Source organism: Actinacidiphila paucisporea (genome assembly GCF_900142575.1).
Taxonomy (GTDB): domain Bacteria; phylum Actinomycetota; class Actinomycetes; order Streptomycetales; family Streptomycetaceae; genus Actinacidiphila; species Actinacidiphila paucisporea.
The window spans coordinates 105,982-131,400 of record NZ_FRBI01000013.1; the positions used below are offsets into that span (position 1 = coordinate 105,982).

Genomic DNA, 25,419 nt, shown 5'->3' on the forward strand with positions numbered 1-25,419 from the left:
CCTACCGGGCGGTACGCCCCAGGTCAGCAGTCTTCCGCGGTCTCCCGCACCGGCCCGGCTCCTGCCAGCAGCCGCCGCCTGCGCCACAACACCAGCGGCAGGGCGCCCGCGAAGCCCGCCGCCGCCGGTACGGCCGCACCGGCCGCATTGATGCCGGGCTGCGAGAACGTACCGGGAATGGAGAGCACGTCCCAGCGGTTGACCGGCCAGGCCACCACGAAGGCGCGGCCGACCACGTCGCTGTTGGGGACGGTGCCGCCGCCCGGCAGCGTGGGGTGGAAGCGGGAGTCGAGCGAATTCTGGCGGTTGTCGCCCATCACCCAGATCCTGCCCTTGGGCACGTGGACCGTGAACGGCATGTCGGGGGTGCACGCCGTGCTGCCGGGGCGGACGTAGGGCTCGACCAGCGCCTTGCCGTTGACCATCAGCGGTCCGGTGCCCTTGCACGACACCGTGTCGCCGCCGACTCCGATCACCCGCTTGATCAGGTCCTTCTCATCGGCCGACGGCATCAGGCCGATGAAGCTGAGGCCCTTCTGCAGACCGCGCACCACCACATTGCTGCTGGGCGACGGAGCCTCCGGCAGCCAGCCGCCCGGGTCGTGGAAGACGACGACCTCGCCGCGGCTCGGGGTGGAGCCGAACCAGGGGGTGAGCTTGTCGACCAGCACCCGGTCGCCCTTGAGCAGGGTGTCGTTCATCGAGTCCGACGGGATGGAGAAGGCCTGCACCAGGAACGTCTTGATCAGCAGCGCAAGCACCAGGGCGATGCCGATCAGCAGCGGCAGCTCCTTCCAGAACGACCGCTGCTTGCGGTCGCGGGAGGGCCGCTCGGCGTCCTCGTCGTCGCGCGGATCCCGCTCCGGCTCCGCGGGGCCGACCGGGCCCGCGGGGTCGCCAGGAGCGCCGCCGGCCATCGCCGGGATGCCGTTCCCTGGCAGCCCCGGGTCCGTGGCCCAGCCGCCGTTCACCGCGCTGCCGCCGGGTGCCTGATCATGCTCCACCGGAGTCACTCCCGTGCCGTCGTCGTAGACCGGCCCGGCCGACGGCCGTCCGGGGACCGCGGCGCCTGCCGCCGATTCGTCGGCCGGGGGCGCCTCGGCATCCCGCTTCTCGGGATCGCCGGGTCCAGACCGTGCGCCGACCACCAGGTCCCCCACATCCACTCCTCACTCCAGACCGCCGCCCGCGCCGCATCCGGCGCAGGCCCGCCACTCCCATAACGAGCGAGAGTTCCGCAGGAGTCGGTAGCTGGTTCGTCCTTTGACCGTTGTTGGCCGAGCCCACAGTAGTGGGCCCAGCTGTGGCTACAGCGGCGGCAGACCCGGGTGCCGGGACTGCGCCGAAGGTCGCCGGTTCCTTCAGGCGCTGCCAGTGGCCGATCGGCCAGCCGATCACGAAAGCCCGTCCGACCACCAGACTTTCTGGGATGGTGCCGCCGCCGGCCTGGTCGGTGTGGAAGCGCGAGTCGGCCGAGTCCGAGCGGTGATCGCCCATCACCCACAGCCGTCCCGGCGGCACGTGGTCGACGAATTTCATCAATGAGGGTGGATTGCCGGGGTAGAGGTACGGCTCGTCCAGTGGCTGGCCGTTGACGAGCAGCCGCCCTTGGGCGTCGCAGCACTCCACGGTGTCGCCGCCGACCCCGATCACCCGCTTGATCAGATCCTGCTCCCCGCTGGCCGGGAGCAGCCCGATGAAGGTGAAGAACTGCTTCACCTGCTTGACGACCACCGGGTCGGGCTTGGGCGCGGCCTCGCCCTGCAGCCAGTGGCCCGGGTCCCTGAAGACGACCACATCCCCGCGGTGCGGCTGGGCGCCGAACCAGGGGGTGAGCTTGTCCACCAGCACCCGGTCGCCGATCTTGATGGTCTGCTCCATCGATCCGGACGGGATCACGAACGCCTGCAGCAGGAAGGTCTTGAGCACCAGCGCGATCACCAGGGCCACCATGATCAGCAGCGGCACCTCCCTGGCCAGGGAGCGCCGCCTCCTGCGGCGGACTTTGCGGGCCAGCCGGCGCCGCTCGATCCTGGTGTTGCCGGGCAGCCTGGGCGGCAGGCCGTCGTCCTGCGCCGGATCCTCCGCGGGACCCGCGTCCGCGCCCGCCCGAGCGGAGCCGGAACGCGCCTTGCCGCGGCTACCCATGCGGGCCGGCCGGGGCGGGGACGGCGGCGAAGGTCGCGGGGCGGCGCAGCCTGGTCCAGTGGCCGACCGGCCAGCCGATCCATTCGGCGCGGCCGATCACGCGGCCGACCGGGACGGTGCCGCCGCCGGGGTCGCCGAGGTGATCGCGCGAGTCGCGCGAGTCGTCGCGATGGTCGCCCATCACCCAGAGTCTTCCGTCCGGAACCACGATGTCGAACGGTACCCGGGAGGGCGTGTCCCCGGGATAAAGGTAGGTCTCGTCCAGGGGGTGGCCGTTGACCATCAGCCGGCCCCGCGCGTCGCAGCAGGTCACCCGGTCGCCGCCGGTCCCGATCACGCGCTTGACGAAGTCCGTGCCGCCTGACTGCGTGAACGACCCGTCGCCGTCGAACACGATCACGTCCCCCCGCCGCGGTGCGCCGCCGAAGCGGTACGCGAGCTTGTCCACCAGCACCCGGTCACCGATCCGCAGCGTGCCCTCCATCGAGCCGCTGGGCACCTGGAAGGGCTGCATCACGAAGGTGCTGACCAGCAGCAGCGCCGCCACACCGGCGAGCGCGACCAGGATCGTACGCCGCCAGTCCGCCCACCACAGCGGGAGCGCCCGGGCCAGTCGCGCGCGCAGCACGACGGAACGCGACCGCTCCTCCGGTTCCGCCTCGTCGGCGGGGGAGGAACGGTCGCGTTCCGGTACGGCAGCTTCGGTGTCCATCGAGGCCAGAGCCTATCCGGCCGCTCCCTGGAAACCGCTACGCGCTCAGTTGTCGCGCTTCTCCTTGATCTTCGCGGCCTTGCCGCGCAGCTCACGGAGGTAGTACAGCTTCGCGCGGCGCACGTCGCCGCGGGTGACGACCTCGATCTTCTCGACGATCGGGGTGTGCACGGGGAAGGTGCGCTCGACACCGACGGAGAAGCTGACCTTGCGGACCGTGAAGGTCTCGCTGACGCCCGCGCCCTGGCGGCGGATGACGACGCCCTTGAACTGCTGCACACGGGAGCGGTTGCCCTCGATGACGCGCACGTGGACGTTGACGGTGTCACCGGGGCGGAAGGCCGGGATGTCGGTGCGCAGCGAGGCGCCGTTGAGGCCCTCGATCAGGTTGGTCATATGGTGTCTGCTTCCTCGCCGATGCCACAGGTCATCGACGGAACGGGTTCGGTTCGTCATGGGGTGCGCCGCCGGTGCCGGCGGGCGTCGTTCCCCCTGTGGCAGGGGCGCGCGCCGGACGGGCAGCAGCCGCTCATTCTTCCACGGCGTAGGGGCTCGGCCCAAATCGCCCGTCAGGGCCGGGCTGCCACCCCAGAATGCTGAGCATCTCGCGGTCGCGCCGGTCGAAGACCGACGGGTCGCAACGCCGCACCAGGTCAGGCCGGTTGGCGACCGTACGCCGCAGTGCCTCGTCCCGCCGCCAGCGGGCGATCTTGCCGTGGTGGCCGCTGAGCAGCACCTCGGGGATGCCGCGGCCGCGCCACTGCGGCGGCTTGGTGTAGACCGGGCCCTCCAGCAGGTTTGCCATCGCGCCCGGCGCAAAGGAGTCGTCGCGGTGCGACTGCGCATTGCCGAGGACGCCGGGCAGCAGCCGGGCCACCGCCTCGGTGATGACGAGCACCGCCGCCTCGCCGCCGGCCAGCACGTAGTCGCCGATGGAGACCTCGTAGACCGGCATCCTGGTGCGGTACTCGGCGGTGACGCGGCTGTCGATGCCCTCGTAGCGCGCGGGCGCGAAGACCAGCCAGGGGTGCGCGGACAGTTCCGCGGCCAGCTCCTGGGTGAAGGGGCGCCCGCTCGGGGTGGGCACGACCAGTGCGGGGCGGGAGGCGCCCGCCTCGTAGCCCTCGGCCAAGGCGTCGTCCAGGGCCTCGCCCCAGGGTCCGGTCATCATGACCATGCCGGGGCCGCCGCCGTACGGGGTGTCGTCGACGGTGTTGTGCCGGTCGTGGGCCCAGTCGCGCAGGTCGTGCACCCGGACATCCAGGCGCCCCGCCGCGCGGGCCTTGCCGACCAGCGAGACCTTCAGCGGCTCCAGGTACTCCGGGAAGATCGTGACGACGTCGATCCGCATCTCAGTCGCCGTCCACGGGAGCGGCCGCGGAGCCGTCGCCGTCCCCGGCAGCGTCGACCGCCTCGCCGCCGCCCCCGGGGGCTTCCTCGTCCAGCAGCCCGGGCGGCGGGTCGATCACCGCGCGCTGCTCCTCCAGGTCGATCTCCGGCACGAACTCGGCGACGAAGGGGATCAGCACCTCGGACTCGTCCGGGCGCCGGACGACCAGGAGGTCCTGGTACGGCAGGTGGCTGATCTCGGCGATCCGGCCGATCTCGCGGCCGTCGACAGTGACCACGTCGAGGTCGATCAGCTGGTGGTCGTAGAACTCCTCGGGGTCCTCGGGGGTCTCCGCGGGGTCCACTTCGGCGATCAGCAGCGTATTGCGCAGCGCCTCGGCGGCGGTGCGGTCGCTGACGCCCTCGAAGCGCAGCATCAGCCGCCCGCTGTGCACCCGCCCCGCGGCGATGGTCAGCGGCCCGGTGGCGGCCGGATCCGTGGCCAGGACGGCGCCCGGCGCGAGCCGCAGCTCCGGCTCGTCGGTGCGCACCTCGATGCTCACCTCGCCCTTGATGCCGTGGGCGCGGCCGATCCTGCCGACTACCAGCTGCATGGAGCGCTTCACCTCTCGTACGTGGTCCGGTTAGTACGACATCCAGGTCGTACGGCATACGGCTCGGGCCGGGAGCGGCATCGCCACCCCCGGCCCGAGCCGGTGTTCCGTGCGGTACTGCGGCCGGTGCTCAGCGCACCTGGTCGACGTCGACCAGGTCGACGCGGATACCACGGCCGCCGAGCGCACCCACGACCGTGCGCAGTGCGCGGGCGGTACGGCCGTTGCGGCCGATCACCTTGCCGAGGTCGTCGGGGTGCACCCGGACCTCCAGCACGCTGCCACGGCGCAGGGTGCGCATGTCCACCTGCACATCGTCGGGGTTGTCGACGATGCCCTTCACGAGGTGCTCAAGAGCCTCCTCAAGCACGCTCAGGCCTCGGTGGACTCAGCCGCGGCCGGGGCCTCGGCGGTGTCGTCGGCCTTCTTGTCGGCCTTGTCGGCCTTCTTCGCCTTCGGGGTGATCGCCTCACCCTTGGGCTCGTCGGCGCTGTCCTTGGCCGCGGCCTCGAACAGGGCGCGCTTGTCGGCCTTCGGCTCGGCGACGAGCAGCGGCGCGGGGGCCTCAAGGCCCTTGTGCTTCTGCCAGTCACCGGTGAGCTTGAGGATGGCGAGCACGGGCTCGGTCGGCTGGGCGCCGACGGAGAGCCAGTACTGGGCGCGGTCCGAGTCGACCTCGATGCGCGACGGGTTCTGCACCGGGTGGTACAGGCCGATCTCCTCGATGGCCCGGCCGTCACGGCGGGTACGGGAGTCGGCGACGACGATGCGGTAGTGAGGCGAACGGATCTTGCCCAGACGCTTCAGCTTGATCTTGACTGCCACGGGAGTGGGTTCTCCTGGTGTTGACGTGTTTGGGCGCGGCGAACTTCCACGTGGGGTTGCGGAGTCGTGCGCCCGATGGACGCGTCAGCCGAAGGAGAGAGGGTTCCTGCACGGCTGTCGAGTTCTCAGCTGGACATTCTGCCACACTCAGGCGGCGCCCACGACCTCGGGGATACGGAAGGGCTGCCCGCAGGCTCCGCACATGATCGGCGCTTGGGCCAGCACGGACGGCACCACGCGCACATTGCGCCCGCAGTCGCAGACCGCCTTGACCCGCACACCGCCGCCCGAGGAGCCGTGGCGTGCTGCGGGCCCGCGGAAGGAGCTCGCGGTGTCCGCCGTGGTGGCCACGGTGTGGGCCTTGAGGGCGCGCTGCAGACGGTCGATGGTCACCCGATATCGCTTACGGGTGTCGGGACGCATCACCACGAGCGAGAACCCGCTGCTGGGATGCGGCTCCTCTGCATGGTCGAGGCCCATCTCGTCGGCAATGGCCAGGAAACGGCGGTTGTGGTAGCGGCCGGCACGCGAGGTGTCACGGATGCCGCGTGCTGCGGCGATCCCGTGCACGGCCTCGTGCAGCAGCCTTTCGAAGGAGAGTGCGTTGCCGCAGGCGGACGACGACTCTCCGATCAGGGACTCGGGGGCGGCCAGATCGGGCAGCTCGGGGTGGTGCCGTTGAATATCGGCCCACGCGACTGCCAGCTCGGCGGCGAGAACAGGTGGTGTCGTGCTCACGCCGTGACAACGAGCCGGGCGCTCCCGGTGTTCCGATTCCGGGCCAGCCCAATTAATTTGCACTGATCGGTCAGTTCCGGATGATGCGCATTGGATGGGCGTGGATGGGCATGACGCAGGGCGGGTGCGGAGGACAGTGGAGAACCCGCGCACCCGCCCCATCGTCGGACGAACCACGTATTACGTACATCGGTTTTCGGTCAGCGGACATCTGAGGGCGCCCGCGGGCGGTCAGTACGCCCGGGCGACGATCGCCAGCGTGCCGGGAGCGTCGTCCGAGTCCGGCACCCCGCCGTCCTTCGTGACCAGGCAGCGCACCGAAACGCCCTGCTGGGCCAGCTCCTCCTCGCCCACCGGGCCGAGATCGGCCCACGGGATGCGCGCCCAGCCGGTCGCGGCGGCCTCGACCGCCTCCTCGATGGACGCGACGTCCACAGTGCGGGATTCCCGGCGCTCGCGGGACTCCCGCAGCAGCTGCGCCTGGTCCTCCTCGAGCACCGCGGGCAGCAGTTCGGCGAGGCTGTCCAGCGCGACCGGCGTCTTGCCGCCGGGAATGCGCCGGGCCAGCATCGCGGTGCCCGCCTCCAGGTCGCGGGGGCCGACCTCGACCCGCACGGGCACGCCCTTGAGCTCCCAGTCGACCGCGCGGCGGCCGAAGGGGGTGTCGGTGCGGTCGTCGACGACGACCCGCAGGCCCGCGGCCTTGAGCCGGTCGCCGATCTCCCGCACCTTGGCCACGACCTCGTCGTCGCCCTTGATCGCGAGCACCACCACCTGCACGTGGGCCAGCCGCGGCGGCACCCGCAGCCCGTTGTCGTCGCCGTGCATCATCACCAGGGCGCCGATCATGCGGGTGGTGCTGCCCCAGGAGGTCTGCCAGACGTGCTCCTGGGTGCCCTCCTTGGACAGGTACTGCGTGTTGAAGGCCTTCGCGAAGTTCTGGCCCAGCTCATGGCTGGTGCCCAGCTGCAGCGCCTTGCCGTCGCCCATCATGCCTTCGAGGGTGAGGGTGTTGATCGCCCCTGCGAAGCGCTCCTTGAGCGTCTTGCGGCCCAGCACGACGTCCATCGCCAGCACGTTGGCCATGAAGTCGGCGTAGACCTCGCGCTGGATCAGCGAGGCGTAGTCGCGCGCGTCCTCGTAACTGGCGTGCGCGGTGTGGCCCTCCTGCCAGAGGAATTCGGTGGTGCGCAGGAACAGTCGGGGGCGCAGCTCCCACCGCACCACGTTCGCCCACTGGTTGATCAGCAGCGGCAGGTCGCGGTAGCTCTGCACCCACTTGGAGAAATACTCATTGATGATCGTCTCCGAGGTGGGGCGCACCACGATCGGCTCTTCGAGCTCCTTGCCGCCCGCGTGCGTGACGACCGCCAGCTCCGGCGCGAAGCCCTCGACGTGCTCGGCCTCCCGGGTCAGGTAGGACTGCGGGATGAAGAGCGGGAAGTACGCGTTCTGCGCACCGGCCTCCTTGATCCGCAGATCCATGTCCTGCTGCATCCGCTCCCACAGGCCGTAGCCGTACGGCCGGATGACCATGGTGCCGCGGACCGGGCCGTTGTCGGCCAGCTCTGCCTTGTTGATCAGGTCCTGGTACCAGCGCGGGAAATCGTCCGCCTGGGGGGTGAGAACGGGAGCCTTTGCCATGGGGGCGATGGTACGACGCGGGGCGGCCGCAGCGTGAATCGGTTACGGCCGCGGGACCGGCCGTGGAACGTGTGAAAAACGGCTCCCCCGGACCCTGGACTACACGGGCAAACAGCAGTTGTCTGGCTGTCGGGGACGAAAGCGGCACACATTCCCACGGGGGCACACAGCGAGGCAGGCTGATTGGGGCTTCGATGGCACCTACCCTCTATCGCGGATCCAGGCCGGCGACGGCGCACCAGGGCCGGGCACGGGACTGGGCCGAGATCCAGGAACGCATGCTCGTACCGCTCTACGACACCGTGCACGACCGGCTCGACGTCGGCCCGGGCACCCGACTCCTCGCCCTGAACTGCGGGTCTGGCCTCGCCGTGCTGCTCGCCGCGGCCCGGGGCGCGACCGTCACCGGATACGACGCCGACCCCGACCGGCTGCGACTGGCCGCGGAAAGGGCCGCCGTACAGCGAAGGCCCGGCACATTACCGCGGGGATCACGCCCGCACGCCGCCGCGGCCGTCCTTCGCGCCGGCGCACCCGAAGAGGCCGACCTGCGCGACGGCGGCTACGGCCTCGTCACGGCCCTCGACCCGGCGACGCCCGCCGACGATCTGCGGCCCGCGCTGTCCGCCGTCGCGGGCACGGCCCGCCCGGGCAGCGCGGTGGTGCTGGCCGGCTGGGGGCCGCCGGAGCGCTGCTCGGCCGCCCGGGTGCTGAAGGTCGCCGCCCGGCTCGCCGAACCCCGCGGCACGGCCGGGCCCGCACCGCGGCTCAGCGGGCGGGACGACCTGGAGGACCTGGCCAGGGACGCCGGGCTGCGTCCTGACGGCTCGGGGCGGGTGTCCTGCCCGTTCGGCTACCAGGACAAGGCCAGCGCCGTACGCGGCCTGCTGTCGACCGGCCTGTTCGACGCGGCGGTGGCCGCCACCGACCAGCAGCAGGTGGAGAAGGAGGTCGCCGAGGCCCTGCACCCCTACCGGCGCCCCGACGGCACCGTCCGGATGGAGAACGTCTTCCGCTACCTCGTCGCCCGCGTCTGAGCCCGCCCGGTGCGGAAACCCGGTGGCCGCCGGGGCACGGCGTCGGCAAGGGTGGAGGCATGTCCACCACTCCCCTGCCGCCCGGCGCCCCGGCGTCCGTACGCCTGGTCAAGGCCGGCCGCGAGAAGGTCTCCTATCCCGCCACCGTGGTCGCCGACGACGGCGTCCGGGTGACCGTCACCGCGCCCTGGTCGCTGCCGCACGTCCGCGACTTCGGCTTCGTACGCTTCGAGCCCGGCGACCTGTTCACCGAGCACTACTGGCGCGACCGGTGGTACGCGGTCAAGGAGGTGCGCGACGCCCGCGGCGTGGCCAAGGGCTGGTACTGCGACATCACCCGCCCGGTCGCCGTCGCGGACGGGGTGCTCACCTCGGAGGACCTGGACCTCGACCTGTGGGTGTCGGCCGACGGCACCGAGGTGCTGCGGCTGGACGAGGACGAATTCGCCGCGAGCGGTCTGGCGGCACGCGACCCGGACGCGGCCCGGCGTGCGGTGCGCGCCCTGGACGAACTGGAGGCGCTGGCCCGCCGCGACGGCGGCCTGGCACCGCTGCTCGGCTGAACCGGGACCCGCGGGCACCCGCCCTCACCCGGCCTCGGCCATTACCCGGTCACACGCCGGGCCATTCCTCCACGGTCAGGGCGAAGCGCTCGTGGTCGCGCCAGGCATCGTTGATGTAGAGCATCCGCGGTGAGAAGCCCTCGTGCCGGAACCCGAGCCGCTTGGCCATGGCCACCGACCTGACGTTGTCCGGCTGGACGCTGATCTCCAGCCGGTGCAGGCCGAGGCCCCGGGGCTCGGCGGTGAAGCAGCGGTCCACCACCAGCCGCAGGCCCTCGCTCATCCGCCCGGTCCCGTTGTAAGGCACGTAGCTGTCGTAGCCGAGCGCGCCGTTGCGGAAGCGCGCCATCACGATGTTGGCGACATTGCACTTGCCGACGATGCCGCCGTCCTCGTCGTTGATGATCAGGAAGGTCCGCAGGCCCTCACCCTGCCGCCGGAGCAACTCGGGCAGTCCGTCGGGCTCCACCGGATTCCACGGCGCGAGGTGCTCGACGGACCGCAGCACGGCGCTGCGGTGCGCCTCGGCGTCACTGGACCTGGGCTCTCTGATCGATACGCGCATGAACCCATCATCCCCGGACGCCGGCAGGCGCCCGCATCAGCCCATGAACTTCTTGAACTCGTCGGGCAGTTCGAAGTCCTGGCCACCGGCCGGCAGACCGAACGGGCTGTCGCCCTGGCCGGCGCCCTGCCCCTGCTCCTCGCGACGGGCGGCCGCCGCGGCGGCGTCGGCCTTGCGCTTCATCGGGTTGCCGCTCTGCCGCTTGCCCTTGGCCTGCTTCTGCTGCTTCTTCTGCCGGCCCGGGCCGCCGCCCATGCCCGGCATCCCCGGCATACCCGGCATGCCGCCGCCCTGCGCCATCCGCGACATCATCTTGCGCGCCTCGAAGAACCGCTCCACCAGGCTCTTGACCGCGCTGACCTCGACACCGGAGCCCTTGGCGATACGGGCCCTGCGCGAGCCGTTGATCAGGTGCGGGTCGGCCCGCTCGCCCGGCGTCATGGACTTGATGATCGCCGCGGTGCGGTCGACGTCCCTCTCGTCCAGGTTGTTGATCTGGTCCTTGATCTGGCCCATGCCCGGCAGCATGCCGAGCAGCTTGGAGATCGAGCCCATCTTGCGGACCTGCTCCATCTGGGCCAGGAAGTCGTCCAGCGTGAATTCCTTGGGGCCCTTCGCCAGCTTGGCCGCCATCTTCTCGGCCTCGGCCTGGCTGAAGGTCTGCTCGGCCTTCTCGATCAGCGACAGCATGTCGCCCATGCCCAGGATGCGGGACGCCATCCGGTCCGGGTGGAACGCGTCGAAGTCGTCCAGCTTCTCGCCGTTCGACGCGAACATGATCTGCTTGCCGGTGACGTGCGCGATCGACAGGGCCGCGCCGCCGCGGGCGTCGCCGTCGAGCTTGGAGAGCACCACGCCGTCGAAGCCGACGCCGTCGCGGAAGGCCTCCGCGGTGTTGACCGCGTCCTGGCCGATCATCGCGTCGACGACGAAGAGGATCTCGTCGGGGTGGGTCGCGTCGCGGATGTCCGCGGCCTGCCGCATCAGCTCCTGGTCGACGCCGAGGCGGCCCGCGGTGTCGACGATCACGATGTCGTACTGCCGGGACTTGGCGAAGTCGATGGAGTCCTTGGCGACCTTGACCGGGTCGCCGACGCCGTTGCCCGGCTCGGGCGCGTAGACCGCGACGCCGGCGCGCTCGGCGACGACGCTGAGCTGGTTGACGGCGTTCGGCCGCTGGAGGTCGCACGCGACCAGCAGCGGGGTGTGGCCCTGGCCCTGCAGCCACTTGCCGAGCTTGCCCGCCAGCGTGGTCTTTCCCGCGCCCTGGAGGCCGGCCAGCATGATCACGGTCGGCGGCTGCTTGGCGAAGCGCAGGCGGCGGGTCTCGCCGCCCAGGATGGTGATCAGCTCGTCGTTGACGATCTTGATGACCTGCTGCGCGGGATTCAGCGCCTGCGAGACCTCGGCGCCCGAGGCGCGCTGCTTGACGTTGGCGATGAAGGCGCGCACGGCGGGCAGCGCGACGTCCGCCTCGAGGAGCGCGATCCGGATCTCGCGCGCGGTGGCGTCGATGTCCGCCTCGGACAGACGGCCGCGCCCCCGGAGGGTCTTGAAGGTATTCGCGAGGCGATCAGACAGAGTGTCGAACACGGTGGTCGCAGATCCTCGGGGTCGGGAGTGGAAACGTCGCCTCCCAGAGTATCCGGCCGGGCAGAAAGCTGTTCCTGCCCGCCGGACTCGAGCCGGCGGTACGACGTCAGCGCAGCGCCGCCTCCACCTGGCGGGCCACTTCCGCCGCCCTTGCGGGCGGGAGCACCTTGCCGTCCTTGCCGACGACGTAGAAGGCGTCGACCGCGTTGGCGCCCAGCGTGGAGATGCGGGCAGACCGTACGGTGACGCCCGTGGCGGTCAGGGCCAGGCCGATGCGGTGCAGCAGGCCGGGGGCGTCGTGGGCGCGGACCTCCAGCACGGTGGCGGTCTGCGAGGTGTGGCCCGGGGCGACGGTGACCCGGGGCGGCGGCGGGGTCACCCCGCGCCGCCTGGGGTAGGCGGCCTCGCGCTCGGCGAGCCTGGCCTCGATGTCCAGGGTGCCCTCGAAGGCCCGCGCCAGGTCGGCCCGCAGCCGCGCGGCCTCGGGCAGGGCGCCGTATTCGGCCGAGACCCGCCAGCTGAGCAGGGCGACAGGGCCCTCGCCGATCGGGTCGACGGCCCGCAGGTCGGCGGCTCTGACGCCGAGCCGGTGCAGCGCGAGCACACCGGCGGCCTGGGCGAGCAGCGCGGGGCGGTCGGGGACGGCGAGCAGCAGTTCCACGCCCAGGGCCTCGTCCAGGGCCTCGCCCTCGCCGTCGGGCTCGGCGTGGGCGTGCAGGGCCAGGACGGGGCCGTGGGTGCGGGCGGCCTCGATGGCCAGGCGCTCCTCCTCCGCGGTGGAGTCGCGCTCGGCGGCCTCGGGCAGCGCGCCGGTGTCCAGCGCCCCCGCGACCCGCTCGACCAGTTCGGCCAGCAGCGAGGCCCGCCAGGTGCTCCAGGCGGCGGGACCGGTCGCGAGGGCGTCGGCCTCGGTGAGCGCGGCCAGCAGCTCCAGCGTGGAGGTGTCCCGTACGACGCCGGCGACCGCGCGTACGGTCTCCGGGTCGTCCAGGTCGCGCCGGGTCGCGGTGTCGATCAGCAGCAGGTGGTGGCGTACCAGCAGCGCCAGCGTGTCGGCGTCGGCGCTGTTGAAGCCGATCCTGGTGGCGACGTCGCGGGCGATGACCTCGCCGGCCTCGCTGTGGTCGCCGGGCCAGCCCTTGCCGATGTCGTGCAGCAGGGCCGCGGTCAGCAGCAGGTCGGGGCGGCCGACCCGGCGGGTCAGGCCCGCGGCCTGCACGGCGGTCTCGACCAGGTGCCGGTCGACGGTGAAGCGGTGCACGGCATTGCGCTGCGGGCGGCAGCGGACCCGCTCCCAGTCCGGCAGCAGCCGGGTGATCAGGCCTTCGGCCTCCAGCGCCTCCCAGACCTGCACGGTGGACTCGCCGGCACCGAGCAGCGTGACCAGCTGCTCACGCGCCTCGGCGGGCCACGGTTCGGGCAGCGGTCGGGCGGCGGCGGCCAGCCTGCGCACCGCGTGCAGCGACAGCGGCAGGCCCGCCTGCGCGGCGGCAGCGGCGGCCCGCAGCGGAAGGACGGGGTCGCGTTCGGGCTTGGCGGCGAGCGCGAGCACCGCCTCGCCCTCCTGCTCCACGACGCCTTCCGCCAGCGGTACGCGCTCGGGCGTGCTGCCGGCCGGGGTGCTTCTGCTACGGCCGAGCAGTCGGCGGCGGGGCCGGGATTCGCGGGCCCGCAGCACCCGGCCGACCTCGCGCCAGGTGACGTCGGAGGCGTAGGAGATCCGCCGGGCGGCCTCGTAGATCTGGCGCAGCAGCGTGTCGGCGTCGAGCAGGCCGAGGGCGGCGGCGACCTGGTCCTGCTCCTGGAGCGCGAGCCGGTCGGTGGCCCGCCCGGTGACCAGGTGCAGCGCGTCGCGGGCGTCGAGCAGCCGGGTACGGGCCTCCTCCAGGCCCTCGCGGGGCGCGTCGGCCAGCCAGGAAGCGGCGACGGCCCGCAGCGCGGTGGCGTCCCGCAGGCCGCCGCGGGCCTCCTTGAGGTCGGGTTCGAGCAGGTAGGACAGCTCGCCCTGGCGCTCCGCGCGCTCCTGGCACAGTTCGAGCAGCGCCGGCAGCCGCTTGGGCGCCTGGTTGCGCCAGTCGGCCAGCACGGCGGTGCGCAGGCCGGAGCTGAGGGCCTGGTCGCCCGCCAGGTGGCGGGCGTCGAGCAGGCCGAGCTGGACCTTGAGGTCGTCGGCGGCCGTCTTGCGCGCCTCGTCGGGGGTGCGCACCGAGTGGTCGAGGGCCAGGCCCAGGTCCCACACCGGGTACCAGAGGCGGTCGGCGAGGGCCCCGACGGATTTCTCCGAGTCGTGCAGCAGCACCAGGTCCAGGTCGCTGCGCGGGGACAGCTCGCCGCGGCCGTAGCCGCCGACGGCGAGCAGAGCCCAGCCGCCGGTTCCGGTGGCCTCGGCGGCGTCGGCAGCCAGGCCCGCGAGCCAGCGGTCGGTGAGCGCGGCCAGCGCCGCGCGGCGCGGCGGCCCGGACCGCGCCTCCTCGTTGAGAAGGCGCAGCCGGGCCGCCGCGTAACTGTCGTCCTGCGCTTCGACGCTGTCGCTCACTCGTTCTCCAGCGCTGGGTTCGGGGATCAGAGCGCGTCGGGTCCGCGCTCGCCGGTACGGACCCGCACGGCCGTGTCGACCGGGAGGCTCCACACCTTGCCGTCTCCGATCTTGCCGGTTCTGGCCGCTTTGACGACGACATCGATGAGCTGGTCGGCGTCCGAGTCCTCGACCAGGACCTCTATCCGGATCTTCGGTACGAGGTCGACGGTGTACTCGGCACCGCGGTAGACCTCGGTGTGGCCGCGCTGTCTGCCGTAGCCGCTGGCCTCGGTCACGGTCAGGCCGTGCACGCCGAACGCCTGCAGCGCTTCCTTGATCTCGTCCAGGCGATGCGGCTTCACGACCGCGGTGATGAGCTTCACGCGTCCACCTTCTTGCTCGTCGCGGTGTCGACACCCGCGGGTGCGGCCGCGTGTCCTGTGCTGCCGATGCCGGCGAAGTCGTACGCGGTCTCCGCGTGCTCGGCCTGGTCGATGCCGCTGACCTCGACCTCTTCGGGGACCCTGAAGCCCATCACCATGTCGATGGCCTTGGCGAGGATCGCCGAGACGACCAGGGAGTAGCCAAGGACGGAGAAGACGCCGATGGCCTGGATACCGAACTGGTGCCAGCCGCCGCCGTAGAAGACGCCCTTGACGTCCTGGCCGACGCCGCCAGTGGCCAGGAAGCCGATGAGCAGGGAGCCGACGATGCCGCCGACCATGTGGACGCCGACGACGTCGAGCGAGTCGTCGTAGTTGAAGCGGTACTTCAGGCCGACCGCGGCAGCGCAGATCACACCGGCGATGACACCGACCGCGATGGCGCCCAGCGGGCTGACCGAGGCGCAGGACGGGGTGATGGCGACCAGTCCGGCGACCGCGCCGGACGCGGCGCCCAGGGTGGTGAAGGAGCCGTGCCTGACCCGCTCGTAGAGCAGCCAGCCGATCATGGCGGCGGCGGTGGCGATCTGGGTGTTGATGAAGACCGTGGACGCGACGCCGTCGGAGGTGATCTCGGAGCCGGCGTTGAAGCCGAACCAGCCGAACCACAGCAGGCCGGCGCCGAGCATGACCCACGGCATGCTGTGCGGGCGCATCGGGTCGCGCTTGAAGCCGACCCGCTTGCCGATCACCAGGATCACGCCGAGGGCGGCCGCGCCCGCGTTGATGTGGACCGCGGTACCGCCGGCGAAGTCGATGACGCCCTTCTTCATCAGCCAGCCGCCGCCCCAGACCCAGTGGGCCACGGGGAAGTAGACCACCGTCGCCCACAGGGCGATGAAGACCGACCAGGCCACGAACTTGACGCGGTCGGCGAGTGCGCCGCTGATCAGGGCCGGAGTGATGATGGCGAACATCAACTGGAAGGCGGCGAAGGCGAATATCGGCGTACCGGTGGCCCCCCACAGGTCATCGGGAGCGATGTCGCGCAGGCCGAGCCAGTTGGTGCCGCCGATGAATCCGCCGTGGTCGCTGTCGAAGGCGAAGCTGAATCCGTAGCCGGTCCACAGCAGGGTGATGATGCCCAGGCTGATGAAGCTCATCATCAGCATGTTCAGGGCGCTTTTGACCCGGACCATACCGCCGTAGAAGAACGCCAGCCCCGGTGTCATCAGCATCACCAGCGCGGAGCTCAGAAGCAGAAACGCGGTATTGCCGGAGTCGAGCTTGGGCGCATCTGCGGCCAGTGTGAAGATGGCTGGTGCCATCGGCGTCTCCTCTTCGTCCGAACGGCCCGGGCGGGGCGGTGCAGGGTGGGCCGGTTTTCGCCATGAGATTGGCTGAGCCGGGTTTCCGCCGATGCCGCAGGGTGTTTCGCCGCCGTGACGAAGAAGTCGGGTGTGTTACGTGGAGATGAACCGTCCCCTGGTTCGGTGAAAGCTGTATACGGGTGGGGAAAGAGATCGCCGGGGACTGCGGTCTCCACGGCCCGCGGCCGTTCGTCAGGCGGTCTCGGCGACCTCGGGCAGTTCCACCGAGAGCCTATCCGCAAGCCTCGCCACAGCGGGTACGTCGCCGAAGTCGCGGACCGCCGTGTCGGTGGTTTTGCGGATACGGGTGTTCACCCGTTCCGACCTGACCCTTTTGGCGACCGTCATGGCCTGCTCGGTGAAATGCGCCGCCTGTTCGGGTTCGCGCTGGAGCAGGTGGACACTGGCCAGACCGACCAGGTTCAGAGCATAGGCGCGCTGGTGGACGGTGTCGTTGCTGAATCCCTCGACCGCCTTCTCCATCACCGGGTGGGCGAGCGAGGCGTAGGCGGGGCTGCGGCCGGCGACATAGGCCAGGTCGCGGTAGGAGTGGGCATTCTCCGCGTGCAGCTCGGCCAGGTTGAAGAAGCTGATCCAGCTCGGGTCCTCGTCGGGGCGGGACTCGGTGAAGGTGTCCTCGGCGGCCCGGACGGCCCGGTGGCACTTGTTGACCTGGCCCATGTTGGCGTAGGCCCGCGCCTCCAGGGCGTGCAGCATGGCCTGGGTGGTGGCGCTCGCCGAGTCGCGGCTGCCGTACTGCGCCAGGTGGATCAGCTCCAGGGCGTCGTCGGGCCGGTTCAGGTGGATCATCTGGCGGCTCATCGAGGACAGGATGAAGGCGCCCAGCGGGCGGTCGCCGGCCTCCTTGGCCGCGTGCAGCGCGAGCACCAGGTACTTCTGGGCGGTGGGCTGCAGGCCGATGTCGTAGCTCATCCAGCCGGCCAGTGCCGCGAGGTCGGCGGTGACGCGGTAGAGGCGCCGGGCGACGGGCTCGGTGTGCGACTCCTGGAGCAGGTCGGTGACCTCGTGCAGCTGGCCGACCACCGCCTTGCGGCGCAGGCCGCCGCCGCACTGGTTGTCCCACATGCGGAACATCTCGGCGGTGGACTCCAGCAGTTGCAGCTCCTGCTCGGAGAGCCGGGACGGCCGGCCGCCGCCGTCGCGGGGCCCGGCGGGCGCCGGGATCGGCAGGCCGGCCGGGGAGGTGGGCACCAGCCAGCGCTGCATGGGCTCGATCAGCGCGGGCCCGGCGGACAGCGCCAGGGAGCCGCCGAGGAAGCCGCGGCGGCCGAGCATTAGGTCGCTGCGGGAGAACTCGCTGATCAGCTCGACGGTCTGCGGCCCGGCCCAGGGCAGGTCCACGTCGCCGCCGGCCTGCGGCTGGTGCGCGGAGCGCAGGCCCAGGTCCTCGACAGGGACGACGCAGCCGAAGCGCTCCGAGAACAGCTCGGACAGGATGCGTGGTATCGGTTCGCGCGGCTGCTCGCCGTCCAGCCAGCGGCGCACCCGTGAGGTGTCGGTGCTGACGTGGTGCGCGCCGAGCTGGCGCGCCCTGCGGTTGACCTGGCGAGCCAGCTCGCCCTTGGACCATCCACTGCGCACGAACCACGAACTCAGCTGCGCGTTGGGCTGCCTGTCTGCTGCGCCGCCCACGGTCAAGCCCCCATCCCGGTCTCGCTCGACCCGTCGCCCCAGTGATTACCAGGGCCGGTCGGGTGCTGTCCGCCGGTTGCCGAAAGTGTCGGCGGCCGGACCGCTGGCCATGGGCCGGACGAAGGTGCCTGCGGCACATGCACAGGACGCGAACGGTCCACGGCCATGGACTCACCAACTGAAAGTAGTCCTACCCTCACTCGTCCGGCGACCAGGTGTGGGGAAACGCCACCATTCGCCACCCCTTCGAATGAACTCGGTTGCGACTCCAGGCGATTCACTTGACACATGCCGGTCGCACAAGGTCGGACGGGCGCGTAACCATCGCGGCGGCGATCCGTTGGAGGTGTCATGGTGTTCACGATCGGCAGCATGCGGGAGTCGCGGCAGCAGCGGAACGGCGTACGGGAGGTCGCCAGAGCGGCGGTGCGACCCGGTGCGCGTACCGGCGTGCGCCGGCGGACGCACGCCGAGGTGTGCACCACCGTCGGTGACTACGCCTGGCGGTGCGGCTGGGCGGTGGTGCCGGGGGCGCGGGTCGCCCGCGGTGGCGGGCCCTGCTCGTGCGGCGACGCGGGATGCCCGCAGCCGGGCGCGCATCCGCTGCCCTTCGCCGACGAGATCCCGGCCGGCGCCGCACCGGAGGGCGCCGCGCAGGCGTGGGCGCGGGTGCCCGGCGCGGCGGTGCTGCTGCCCGCCGGGCGCGCCTTCGACGTCATCGAGGTCGCCGAGGCCCCGGGCCGGCGGGCGCTGGTGCGGCTGGAGCGGATGGGGCTGCGGCTCGGTCCCGTGCTGCTGACGCCGGCGGGGCGCGCGCAGTTCTTCGTCGCGCCGGGCGCGGCCGCGGCCCTGCCGCACCTGCTCTACCGGATGGGCTGGGACGACGCGGATCTGGACCTGCGCTGCCTGGGCCCCGGCGACCATGTCACCGCTCCCCCGTCCGACCTCGGCGGCCTCGGCCCGGTGCGCTGGCTGCGCGAGCCGCTGCCCGGCAGCGCCCCGCAGGTCCCCGAGGCCAGGCTGCTGCTGGGCACGCTGGCGTTCGTCTGCCACCGGGACCGGGCGCACGCCTGCGGCAGCGCGTAGGCGCGAGGCGGCGTCCATGGCGAGGCCTTCGCACGCGTAAGGGGCGCCCGTCAGGACGGGCGCCCCTTACCCACGCGGCGCGAAGCTCACCGCGCGTGACGGCTACTCGCCGATCAGCGCGTCCACGAAGGCCTCGGGCTCGAAGGGAGCCAGGTCGTCGGCGCCCTCGCCCAGGCCGACCAGCTTGACCGGGACGCCCAGCTCGCGCTGGACCGCGATCACGATGCCGCCCTTGGCGGTGCCGTCGAGCTTGGTCAGCACGATGCCGGTGATGTCCACCACCTCGGCGAAGACCCGCGCCTGGATCAGGCCGTTCTGACCGGTGGTGGCGTCCAGGACCAGCAGCACCTCGTCCACCGGGCCGTGCTTCTCGACGACCCGCTTGACCTTGCCCAGCTCGTCCATCAGGCCGGTCTTGGTGTGCAGCCGGCCCGCGGTGTCGATCAGGACGGTGTCGGCGCCCTCGGCGATGCCTTCCTTGACGGCATCGAAGGCGATCGACGCCGGGTCGCCGCCCTCCGGGCCGCGTACCGTGCGCGCGCCGACCCGCTCGCCCCAGGTCTGCAGCTGGTCGGCCGCGGCGGCGCGGAAGGTGTCGGCGGCGCCCAGGACGACGCTGCGGCCGTCGGCCACCAGGACCCGGGCGAGCTTGCCCGTGGTGGTGGTCTTGCCGGTGCCGTTGACCCCGACGACCAGCACGACCGCGGGGGACTCCTCGTGGCTCTCGGTGTGCAGCACCCGGTCGAGGCCGGGGTCGACCAGGGTGAGCAGTTCCTCCCTGAGCAGGCTGCGCAGCTCGGCGGGGGTCCTGGTGCCGAGCACCCGCACCCGGGTGCGCAGCCGCTCGACGAGCTCCTGGGTGGGGGCCACGCCGACGTCGGCGGTGATGAGGATGTCCTCGACCTCTTCCCAGGTGTCCTCGTCCAGGCGCTCCCTGGACAGCAGCGTCAGCAGGCCCTTGCCCAGGGTGTTCTGCGAACGGGACAGCCGGGAGCGCAGCCGGACCAGCCGGCCCGCGGACGGTTCCGGCTGCTCGATGGCCGGCGCCGGCGGGAGCTGCACCTCCTCCAGGGCCTCGGGCGCGGCGGTGGCCCCCGGCAGGGGGACCTCTTCGACGGTCCTGCGGGGTTCCTCCCGCGGGGCCTCGGCCTCGTCCCCGACATGCGGTTCCGCGGGGGGCGCGGTGACCTTCGGGGGGCTCGGCGGCGCGGCCGGCGGCAGCTGCTTCTTCTTGCGGCGGCTGCCCACCACCAGTCCGCCGGCCCCGAGGATCACGACCAGGGCGATGACTACGACAAGGATGACGATTTCCATAACCCCCCCAGTATCGGGTACGCGCGCCGCGGGACCGGCCCGATAGTCCGGCCCGGTCCCGCGTGCCTGCCGTCAGTGACCGCCCTAGCCCATCTCCTCCAGGCTCTTGCCCTTCGTCTCCTTCACGAAGAGCAGCACGAAGGGGATGGAGAGCACCGCGAAGCAGGTGTAGATGACGTAGGTGCCCGACAGGTTCCAGTCGGCCAGCGTCGGGAAGCTCGCGGTGATGGCCCAGTTGGCGATCCACTGGGCGGAGGCGGCCACGCCGAGGGCGGCGGCGCGGATCCTGTTCGGGAACATCTCGCCGAGGAAGACCCAGACCACCACGCCCCAGGACAGGGCGAAGAAGAGCACGAAGACGTGCGCGGCGATGAGGGCGACGGTGCCCTCGGTGTTGGGCAGGGTGGTGCCGTTCTTGGAGGAGAAGGCCCACGCTTCGAGGGCGAGCGAGACGGCCATGCCGGTCGAACCGATCAGCGCCAGCGGGCGGCGGCCGATCCGGTCGACGAAGACCATCGCGATGACCGTACCGATGATGTTCACGATGGAGGTGGTGAAGGAGTAGAAGAACGAGCTGCTCGGGTTGATGCCGACGGACTGCCACAGCGTCGAGGAGTAGTAGAAGGCGACGTTGATGCCGACCAGCTGCTGGAAGACCGACAGGCCGATACCCACCCAGACGATGGGCAGGAAGCTGATGCGCGAGGCGAGCAGGTCGGAGAAGACCGACTTGTGCTCGCGGCGCATCGCGGTCTGGATCTCCTTGACCCGCCCGTCGAGGTCGGTGTCCTCGCCCTCGACGTCGGCCAACACCGCCCGCGCGTCGGCGGTCCGGCCGACGGAGAGCAGGTAGCGCGGCGACTCGGGGATGGCGAAGGACAGCAGCCCGTAGATCACCGCGGGGATGACCATGACGCCGAGCATGACCTGCCAGGCCTCAAGGCCGATGATCTTGCCGCGCTGGTCGCCGTTCGCGCCTTGCAGGATGGCGTAGTTCACCAGCTGCGACACGGCGATGCCGAGCACGATCGCGGCCTGCTGGAAGGAGGCGAGCCTGCCGCGGATGGCGGGCGGCGAGACCTCGGCGATGTACGCCGGGCCGATGACCGACGCCATACCGATGGCGAAGCCGCCGATGATGCGCCAGAGGGCCAGGTCCCAGAGGGCGAAGGGCAGGGCGGAGCCGATCGCGCTGACGGTGAAGATCACCGAAGCGATCCGCATGCAGTAGATCCGGCCGATCCGGTCGGCGATCCGCCCCGCGGTGGCGGCGCCGATGGCGCAGCCGATCAGGGCGATCGCGATGACCTGGGCGAGCGTGCCCGAGCCGATGTTGTACTTGTCGCGGATCGCTTCGACGGCACCGTTGATGACGGAACTGTCGTAGCCGAAGAGGAAGCCGCCCATGGCCGCGGCGGCGGTGATGAAGATGACATGGCCCAGGTGTTCCGGCAGTGGTGCGCGGTCGCCTGTCCCGGAGTCGCGTGCAGTGGTGGTCACATCGGCTCCTCGTACCCGGCTTCGAGCCCTCCAAGGGGGCTGGATTTCCAAAGTCTCGGCCGGTTCGGGACCGGCCACCACTTGGAGGGGGCCGTCAGGCGGTACGTTGCCTGCCGCTGCGCAGCCGCTGGCTGATCACCTTGGACACGCCGTCGCCCTGCATGGACACGCCGTAGAGGGCGTCGGCGACCTCCATCGTCCGCTTCTGGTGGGTGATGACGATGAGCTGGGAGCTCTCCTGCAGCTCCTCCATGATCCGGATCAGCCGCTGCAGGTTCGTGTCGTCCAGCGCGGCCTCGACCTCGTCCATCACGTAGAAGGGGCTGGGCCGGGCCTTGAAGATCGACACCAGCATCGCCACCGCGGTCAGCGAGCGCTCCCCGCCCGACAGCAGCGACAGCCGCTTGACCTTCTTGCCCGGCGGCCTGGCCTCGACGTCGACGCCGGTGGTGAGCATGTTGTCCGGGTCGGTGAGCAGCAGCCGCCCCTCGCCGCCGGGGAAGAGCCGGGAGAAGACGCCCTCGAACTCGCGGGCGGTGTCGTGGAAGGCGGCGGTGAAGACCTGCTCGACCCGCTCGTCCACATCCTTGATCACCTGGAGCAGGTCGGCCCTGGTCCTGCGCAGGTCCTCCAGCTGCTCGGTGAGGAATTTGTGCCGCTCCTCCAGGGCCGCGAACTCCTCCAGTGCCAGCGGGTTGACCTTGCCGAGCTGGGCGTACGCCTTCTCGGCCGCCTTGAGCCGCTTCTCCTGCTCGGGGCGCACGTACGGGCGCGGCATGTTGCGCGGGTCCTCGGGGTCCTCGGGCAGCGTCTCGCCCTCGGCCGGCAGCGACGGCGGTACGAGCTGGTCGGGGCCGTACTCGGCGACCAGGCCCGCCGGCTCCATGCCGTGCTCCTCCAGCGCCCTGCCCTCCAGCTGCTCGATCCGCAGCCGCTTCTCGGCGCCCAGCACCTCGCCCTTGTGGACGTCGCCGGTGAGCCGGTCCAGCTCGCTCTTCAGCTCCCGGCCGCGGCGGCGCTCCTGGCCCAGCTCCGCCTCGCGCTCCGCCCTGGCCTGCTCGGCGGCCACCCGTTCGGCCTCGGCCCTGGACAGCGACACCTGGACGCAGTCGAGCAGGCCGCGGGCCCCGTCCCGCACCGCGGCGGCGACCGACGCCTCGTAGGCGAGCCGCAGCCTGCGCCGCTCGGCCCTGGCCCTGGTCTCCCGCTCGGCGTGGGCTGCCCGGTCCAGGCCGTCCGCGCGGCCCGCCAGGCCCTTGACCCGCTCCTCGTGGGTACGCAGCTGGAGCCGCGCCTCCATCTCGGTCTGCCGGGCGTTCGCGCCGTCCGCGGCGAGCCGGTCCCGCACCGAGGTGTCGGGCTCCTCCTCGCCCGGCTCCTCCTGGGCCTCGCTGAGCCGGTAGGACAGCTCCTCGAACTCCTCGCGGGCCGCCGCGAGCGACTCCTGGCTGCGGCCGACCGCGGTGGCGGCCCGGTCCGCCTCGCCCGCGGCGGCGCGGGCCTGGCCGCCGAGCCGGCCGAGCTGCTGGGCGACCGACGACTTGGCCTTCTCCGCGGCCCTGCGCCGCTGCCCCAGCTCGTCGACCGCCCTGGCCGCGGCGGAACGCCGCTCCTTGGCCTCCTGCTGGCGGTCCGCCAGCTCGGTGCACTGCTCTTCGAGCCGGGCCAGCTCCGAGACCGCCTCGTCCACCTGGGCCTGCACCTCCAGCAGGCTGGGCGCCTTGGCGCTGCCGCCGACGGCGGTGTGCGCGGCCAGCAGGTCGCCCTCCGCGGTCACCGCGGTCAGCTCGGGCCGCGCGGTGACGAAGGCCTCGGCGTCCTCCAGCGACTCCACCACGACGATGCCCCGCAGCAGCAGCCCGACCGCGGGCGCCAGCTCCTCGGTGGCGCTCACCAGCTCGGCGGCATACCGGGCGCCGCCCGGCAGCGGGGCCTCCGGGCGGCTGTACGGGCCGGCACCGGCCGCGGTGTGCGGGCCTGCCTCCGGCGCCCCGCCGAGCAGCAGGGCCGCGCGGCCCGCGTCCTCCTTGCGCAGCAGCCGCAGCGCCTCCGCGGCGGCCGACAGGCCGCTGACCGCGACCCCGTCGGCGGCGGCGCCCAGCGCGGCGGCGATCGGGATCTCGTACCCCGGGGCGACCCGCAGCAGCGTGGCGGCCGGGCCGAGGACGCCGGCGAGCGGGCCGCCCGCGGCCGTGCCGTGCGCGCCGCCGGACAGCAGCGCGCCGCTGCCGTCCTTGCGGCGCAGCGCCGGGGCCAGGGCGTCGCGGCGGGCGGCGACCGCGGCCCGGCTGCGCTCGGCGGCGGTGGCGGCCTCGCGGGCGGCGGTGAAGTCCTCGTCGGCGGCGGCCTGGTCGGCGCGGGCCGCCTCGAAGCGGGCCTCCAGCTCGGAGTCGTCGGCGTCGAGGCCCTCGACCTCGGCGCGCAGCTCCTCGTATTCGGCCTGGGCCGACTCGGCGCGGTCGCGGGCCTCGTCGCGGGCGGCGGCGAGCCGGCCGATCTCGGCCTCGGCGGAGGCGGCCCTGGAGCGAGCCGCGTTGACCTGGCCGCCCAGCCGGGCCAGGCCCTCGCGGCGGTCGGCGATGGCGCGGGCGGTGGCGCGCAGCCTGCCCTCCTCCTCGGCGAGCCGCCGCTCCAGCTCGGCGCGGTGGCCGACGGTGTCGTCCAGCGCGCGCTGCGCGGCGTCCAGGGCCTCGGTCAGCTCGGCTTCCTGCTCGCGGATGCGGGCGGCCTCGCGCTCCATGTCCTCCGGGTCGCGGCCGCGCCGGTCCTCGGCGGGCTGGCTCGTGGCGTGGCGGTGGCGCTGCTCGGCCAGGCCGACGGTGCCGCGGACCCGTTCGGTCAGCTGGGACAGGGCGTACCAGGTGGCCTGCGCCTCGTTGACCCGCGGGGTCAGGTCGCGTACCTGCTCCTCCAGGCGGGCCTCGCGGCGGACGGCGTCGGCCAGTTCCGCCTCGACGGCCTCCTTGCGCTCCTTGAGCGCGGCCTCGTCGGCGACCTCGGCGCGCAGCGCCTCGCGCAGGGTGACCAGGTCGTCGGCGAGCAGCCGGAGCCGGGCGTCGCGCAGGTCCGCCTGGATGACGGCGGCCCTGCGGGCGACCTGGGCCTGCCGGCCCAGCGGCTTGAGCTGGCGGCGCAGCTCGCCGGTGAGGTCGGTGACGCGGGCGAGGTTGGCCTGCATCGCGTCCAGCTTCCGCAGCGCCTTCTCCTTGCGCTTGCGGTGCTTCAGGACGCCGGCCGCCTCCTCGATGAAGGCGCGGCGGCCCATCGGGTCGGCGTGCAGGACGGAGTCCAGCTGGCCCTGGCCGACGATGACGTGCATCTCGCGGCCGATGCCGGAGTCGGACAGCAGTTCCTGGATGTCCAGCAGCCGGCAGGTGTCGCCGTTGATCTGGTACTCGCTGCCGCCGTTGCGGAACATGATCCGCGTGATGGTGACCTCGGCGTACTCGATGGGCAGCACGCCGTCGCTGTTGTCGATGGTCAGCGACACCTCGGCGCGGCCCAGCGGGGGCCGCCCGGTGGTGCCGGCGAAGATGACGTCCTCCATCTTGCCGCCGCGCAGCGACTTGGCGCCCTGCTCGCCCATGACCCATGACAGTGCGTCGACCACGTTGGACTTGCCTGACCCGTTGGGGCCGACGACACAGGTGATTCCGGGTTCGAAGCGCAGCGTCGTCGCCGAGGCGAAGGACTTGAAGCCGCGCAGCGTGAGGCTCTTGAGATGCACGCCCGCCGACTCTACTAGCCGCCTGCGGTTTCACCAGGGAATGTGCAGGGCACATCAGACGGTAAGGAGCGGCGTAGGGCCGGTCTTCAGGGGGAGGGTG

The 25,419-nt window shown here is 72.1% G+C and carries 22 protein-coding genes; 3 read left to right on the forward strand and 19 right to left on the reverse strand.

Going from position 1 to position 25,419, the window contains the following annotated elements:
* Window positions 1-23: 23 nt before the first annotated feature.
* The 10 genes from lepB (BUE44_RS20320) to proS all read right to left on the reverse strand — a co-directional run bounded on the left by lepB (BUE44_RS20320) (window position 24) and on the right by proS (window position 8,010).
* Window positions 24-1,004 carry a signal peptidase I gene (gene lepB, locus BUE44_RS20320; RefSeq protein ID WP_235002290.1) on the reverse strand — a complete coding sequence of 327 codons (981 nt, stop codon included), beginning with the start codon at window positions 1,002-1,004 and terminating at the stop codon, window positions 24-26.
* Window positions 994-2,148, reverse strand: a complete 1,155-nt coding sequence (gene lepB / locus BUE44_RS20325; protein WP_073500394.1) for a signal peptidase I — start codon at window positions 2,146-2,148, stop codon at window positions 994-996. Before lepB (BUE44_RS20325) ends, lepB (BUE44_RS20320) begins: the two co-directional genes overlap by 11 nt.
* Window positions 2,141-2,860, reverse strand: a complete 720-nt coding sequence (gene lepB, locus BUE44_RS20330; protein ID WP_073500395.1) for a signal peptidase I — start codon at window positions 2,858-2,860, stop codon at window positions 2,141-2,143. Before lepB (BUE44_RS20330) ends, lepB (BUE44_RS20325) begins: the two co-directional genes overlap by 8 nt.
* A 45-nt stretch (window positions 2,861-2,905) precedes the next feature.
* Window positions 2,906-3,256, reverse strand: coding sequence for a 50S ribosomal protein L19 (gene rplS / locus BUE44_RS20335; RefSeq protein WP_073500396.1), 351 nt, complete (start codon window positions 3,254-3,256; stop codon window positions 2,906-2,908).
* 133 nt (window positions 3,257-3,389) lie between these two features.
* On the reverse strand, window positions 3,390-4,211 hold the full coding sequence (gene trmD / locus BUE44_RS20340) for a tRNA (guanosine(37)-N1)-methyltransferase TrmD (protein WP_073500397.1): 822 nt from the start codon (window positions 4,209-4,211) through the stop codon (window positions 3,390-3,392).
* Between the two features lies 1 nt (window position 4,212).
* On the reverse strand, window positions 4,213-4,803 hold the full coding sequence (rimM, locus tag BUE44_RS20345) for a ribosome maturation factor RimM (RefSeq protein WP_073500398.1): 591 nt from the start codon (window positions 4,801-4,803) through the stop codon (window positions 4,213-4,215).
* 130 nt (window positions 4,804-4,933) lie between these two features.
* Entirely contained in the window at window positions 4,934-5,173 is a 240-nt protein-coding gene (locus BUE44_RS20350) for an RNA-binding protein (protein ID WP_033173065.1), read from the reverse strand.
* 2 nt (window positions 5,174-5,175) lie between these two features.
* Window positions 5,176-5,628 (reverse strand): 30S ribosomal protein S16, encoded by a 453-nt coding sequence (rpsP, locus tag BUE44_RS20355; RefSeq protein ID WP_073500399.1) that lies wholly within the window; start codon window positions 5,626-5,628, stop codon window positions 5,176-5,178.
* A gap of 147 nt (window positions 5,629-5,775) precedes the next feature.
* On the reverse strand, window positions 5,776-6,366 hold the full coding sequence (locus BUE44_RS20360) for a hypothetical protein (protein ID WP_073500400.1): 591 nt from the start codon (window positions 6,364-6,366) through the stop codon (window positions 5,776-5,778).
* 231 nt (window positions 6,367-6,597) lie between these two features.
* Window positions 6,598-8,010, reverse strand: a complete 1,413-nt coding sequence (proS, locus tag BUE44_RS20365; RefSeq protein ID WP_073500401.1) for a proline--tRNA ligase — start codon at window positions 8,008-8,010, stop codon at window positions 6,598-6,600.
* 194 nt (window positions 8,011-8,204) lie between these two features.
* Between proS and BUE44_RS20370 the strand changes: the two genes are divergently transcribed.
* Together BUE44_RS20370 and BUE44_RS20375 are read left to right on the forward strand one after the other, a co-directional pair.
* A complete protein-coding gene (locus BUE44_RS20370) occupies window positions 8,205-9,047 on the forward strand; it encodes a class I SAM-dependent methyltransferase (protein WP_073500402.1) in 843 nt (280 codons plus the stop codon).
* Window positions 9,048-9,106: 59 nt separating this feature from the next.
* On the forward strand, window positions 9,107-9,610 hold the full coding sequence (locus BUE44_RS20375; protein ID WP_073500403.1) for a DUF402 domain-containing protein: 504 nt from the start codon (window positions 9,107-9,109) through the stop codon (window positions 9,608-9,610).
* A 49-nt stretch (window positions 9,611-9,659) separates the two neighbouring features.
* On the opposite strand, the gene BUE44_RS20380 is transcribed toward BUE44_RS20375, so the two are convergent.
* The 6 genes from BUE44_RS20380 to nsdA all read right to left on the reverse strand — a co-directional run bounded on the left by BUE44_RS20380 (window position 9,660) and on the right by nsdA (window position 17,692).
* Window positions 9,660-10,175, reverse strand: a complete 516-nt coding sequence (locus BUE44_RS20380; protein WP_073500404.1) for a GNAT family N-acetyltransferase — start codon at window positions 10,173-10,175, stop codon at window positions 9,660-9,662.
* Between the two features lie 36 nt (window positions 10,176-10,211).
* A complete protein-coding gene (gene ffh / locus BUE44_RS20385) occupies window positions 10,212-11,768 on the reverse strand; it encodes a signal recognition particle protein (protein WP_073500405.1) in 1,557 nt (518 codons plus the stop codon).
* Between the two features lie 106 nt (window positions 11,769-11,874).
* Complete coding sequence (locus BUE44_RS20390; protein ID WP_073500406.1) at window positions 11,875-14,304, reverse strand: [protein-PII] uridylyltransferase; 2,430 nt, start codon at window positions 14,302-14,304, stop codon at window positions 11,875-11,877.
* Window positions 14,305-14,330: 26 nt separating this feature from the next.
* A complete protein-coding gene (locus BUE44_RS20395; RefSeq protein WP_033173073.1) occupies window positions 14,331-14,669 on the reverse strand; it encodes a P-II family nitrogen regulator in 339 nt (112 codons plus the stop codon).
* Window positions 14,666-15,997, reverse strand: coding sequence for an ammonium transporter (locus tag BUE44_RS20400; protein ID WP_073500407.1), 1,332 nt, complete (start codon window positions 15,995-15,997; stop codon window positions 14,666-14,668). The genes BUE44_RS20395 and BUE44_RS20400 overlap by 4 nt, the downstream gene beginning before the upstream one ends.
* 234 nt (window positions 15,998-16,231) lie before the next feature.
* On the reverse strand, window positions 16,232-17,692 hold the full coding sequence (gene nsdA / locus BUE44_RS20405; protein WP_235002291.1) for a transcriptional repressor NsdA: 1,461 nt from the start codon (window positions 17,690-17,692) through the stop codon (window positions 16,232-16,234).
* 351 nt (window positions 17,693-18,043) lie between these two features.
* On the opposite strand from nsdA, the gene BUE44_RS20410 reads away from it, so the two are divergent.
* Window positions 18,044-18,778, forward strand: a complete 735-nt coding sequence (locus BUE44_RS20410; RefSeq protein WP_073500409.1) for a bifunctional DNA primase/polymerase — start codon at window positions 18,044-18,046, stop codon at window positions 18,776-18,778.
* Between the two features lie 102 nt (window positions 18,779-18,880).
* On the opposite strand, the gene ftsY is transcribed toward BUE44_RS20410, so the two are convergent.
* From ftsY to smc, 3 genes are all read right to left on the reverse strand, one after another.
* Window positions 18,881-20,092, reverse strand: a complete 1,212-nt coding sequence (gene ftsY / locus BUE44_RS20415; RefSeq protein ID WP_073500410.1) for a signal recognition particle-docking protein FtsY — start codon at window positions 20,090-20,092, stop codon at window positions 18,881-18,883.
* Between the two features lie 84 nt (window positions 20,093-20,176).
* Window positions 20,177-21,592, reverse strand: a complete 1,416-nt coding sequence (locus BUE44_RS20420) for a sugar porter family MFS transporter (protein WP_073500411.1) — start codon at window positions 21,590-21,592, stop codon at window positions 20,177-20,179.
* Window positions 21,593-21,686: 94 nt separating this feature from the next.
* Complete coding sequence (gene smc / locus BUE44_RS20425) at window positions 21,687-25,319, reverse strand: chromosome segregation protein SMC (RefSeq protein ID WP_073500412.1); 3,633 nt, start codon at window positions 25,317-25,319, stop codon at window positions 21,687-21,689.
* Between the last annotated feature and the right edge of the window lie 100 nt (window positions 25,320-25,419).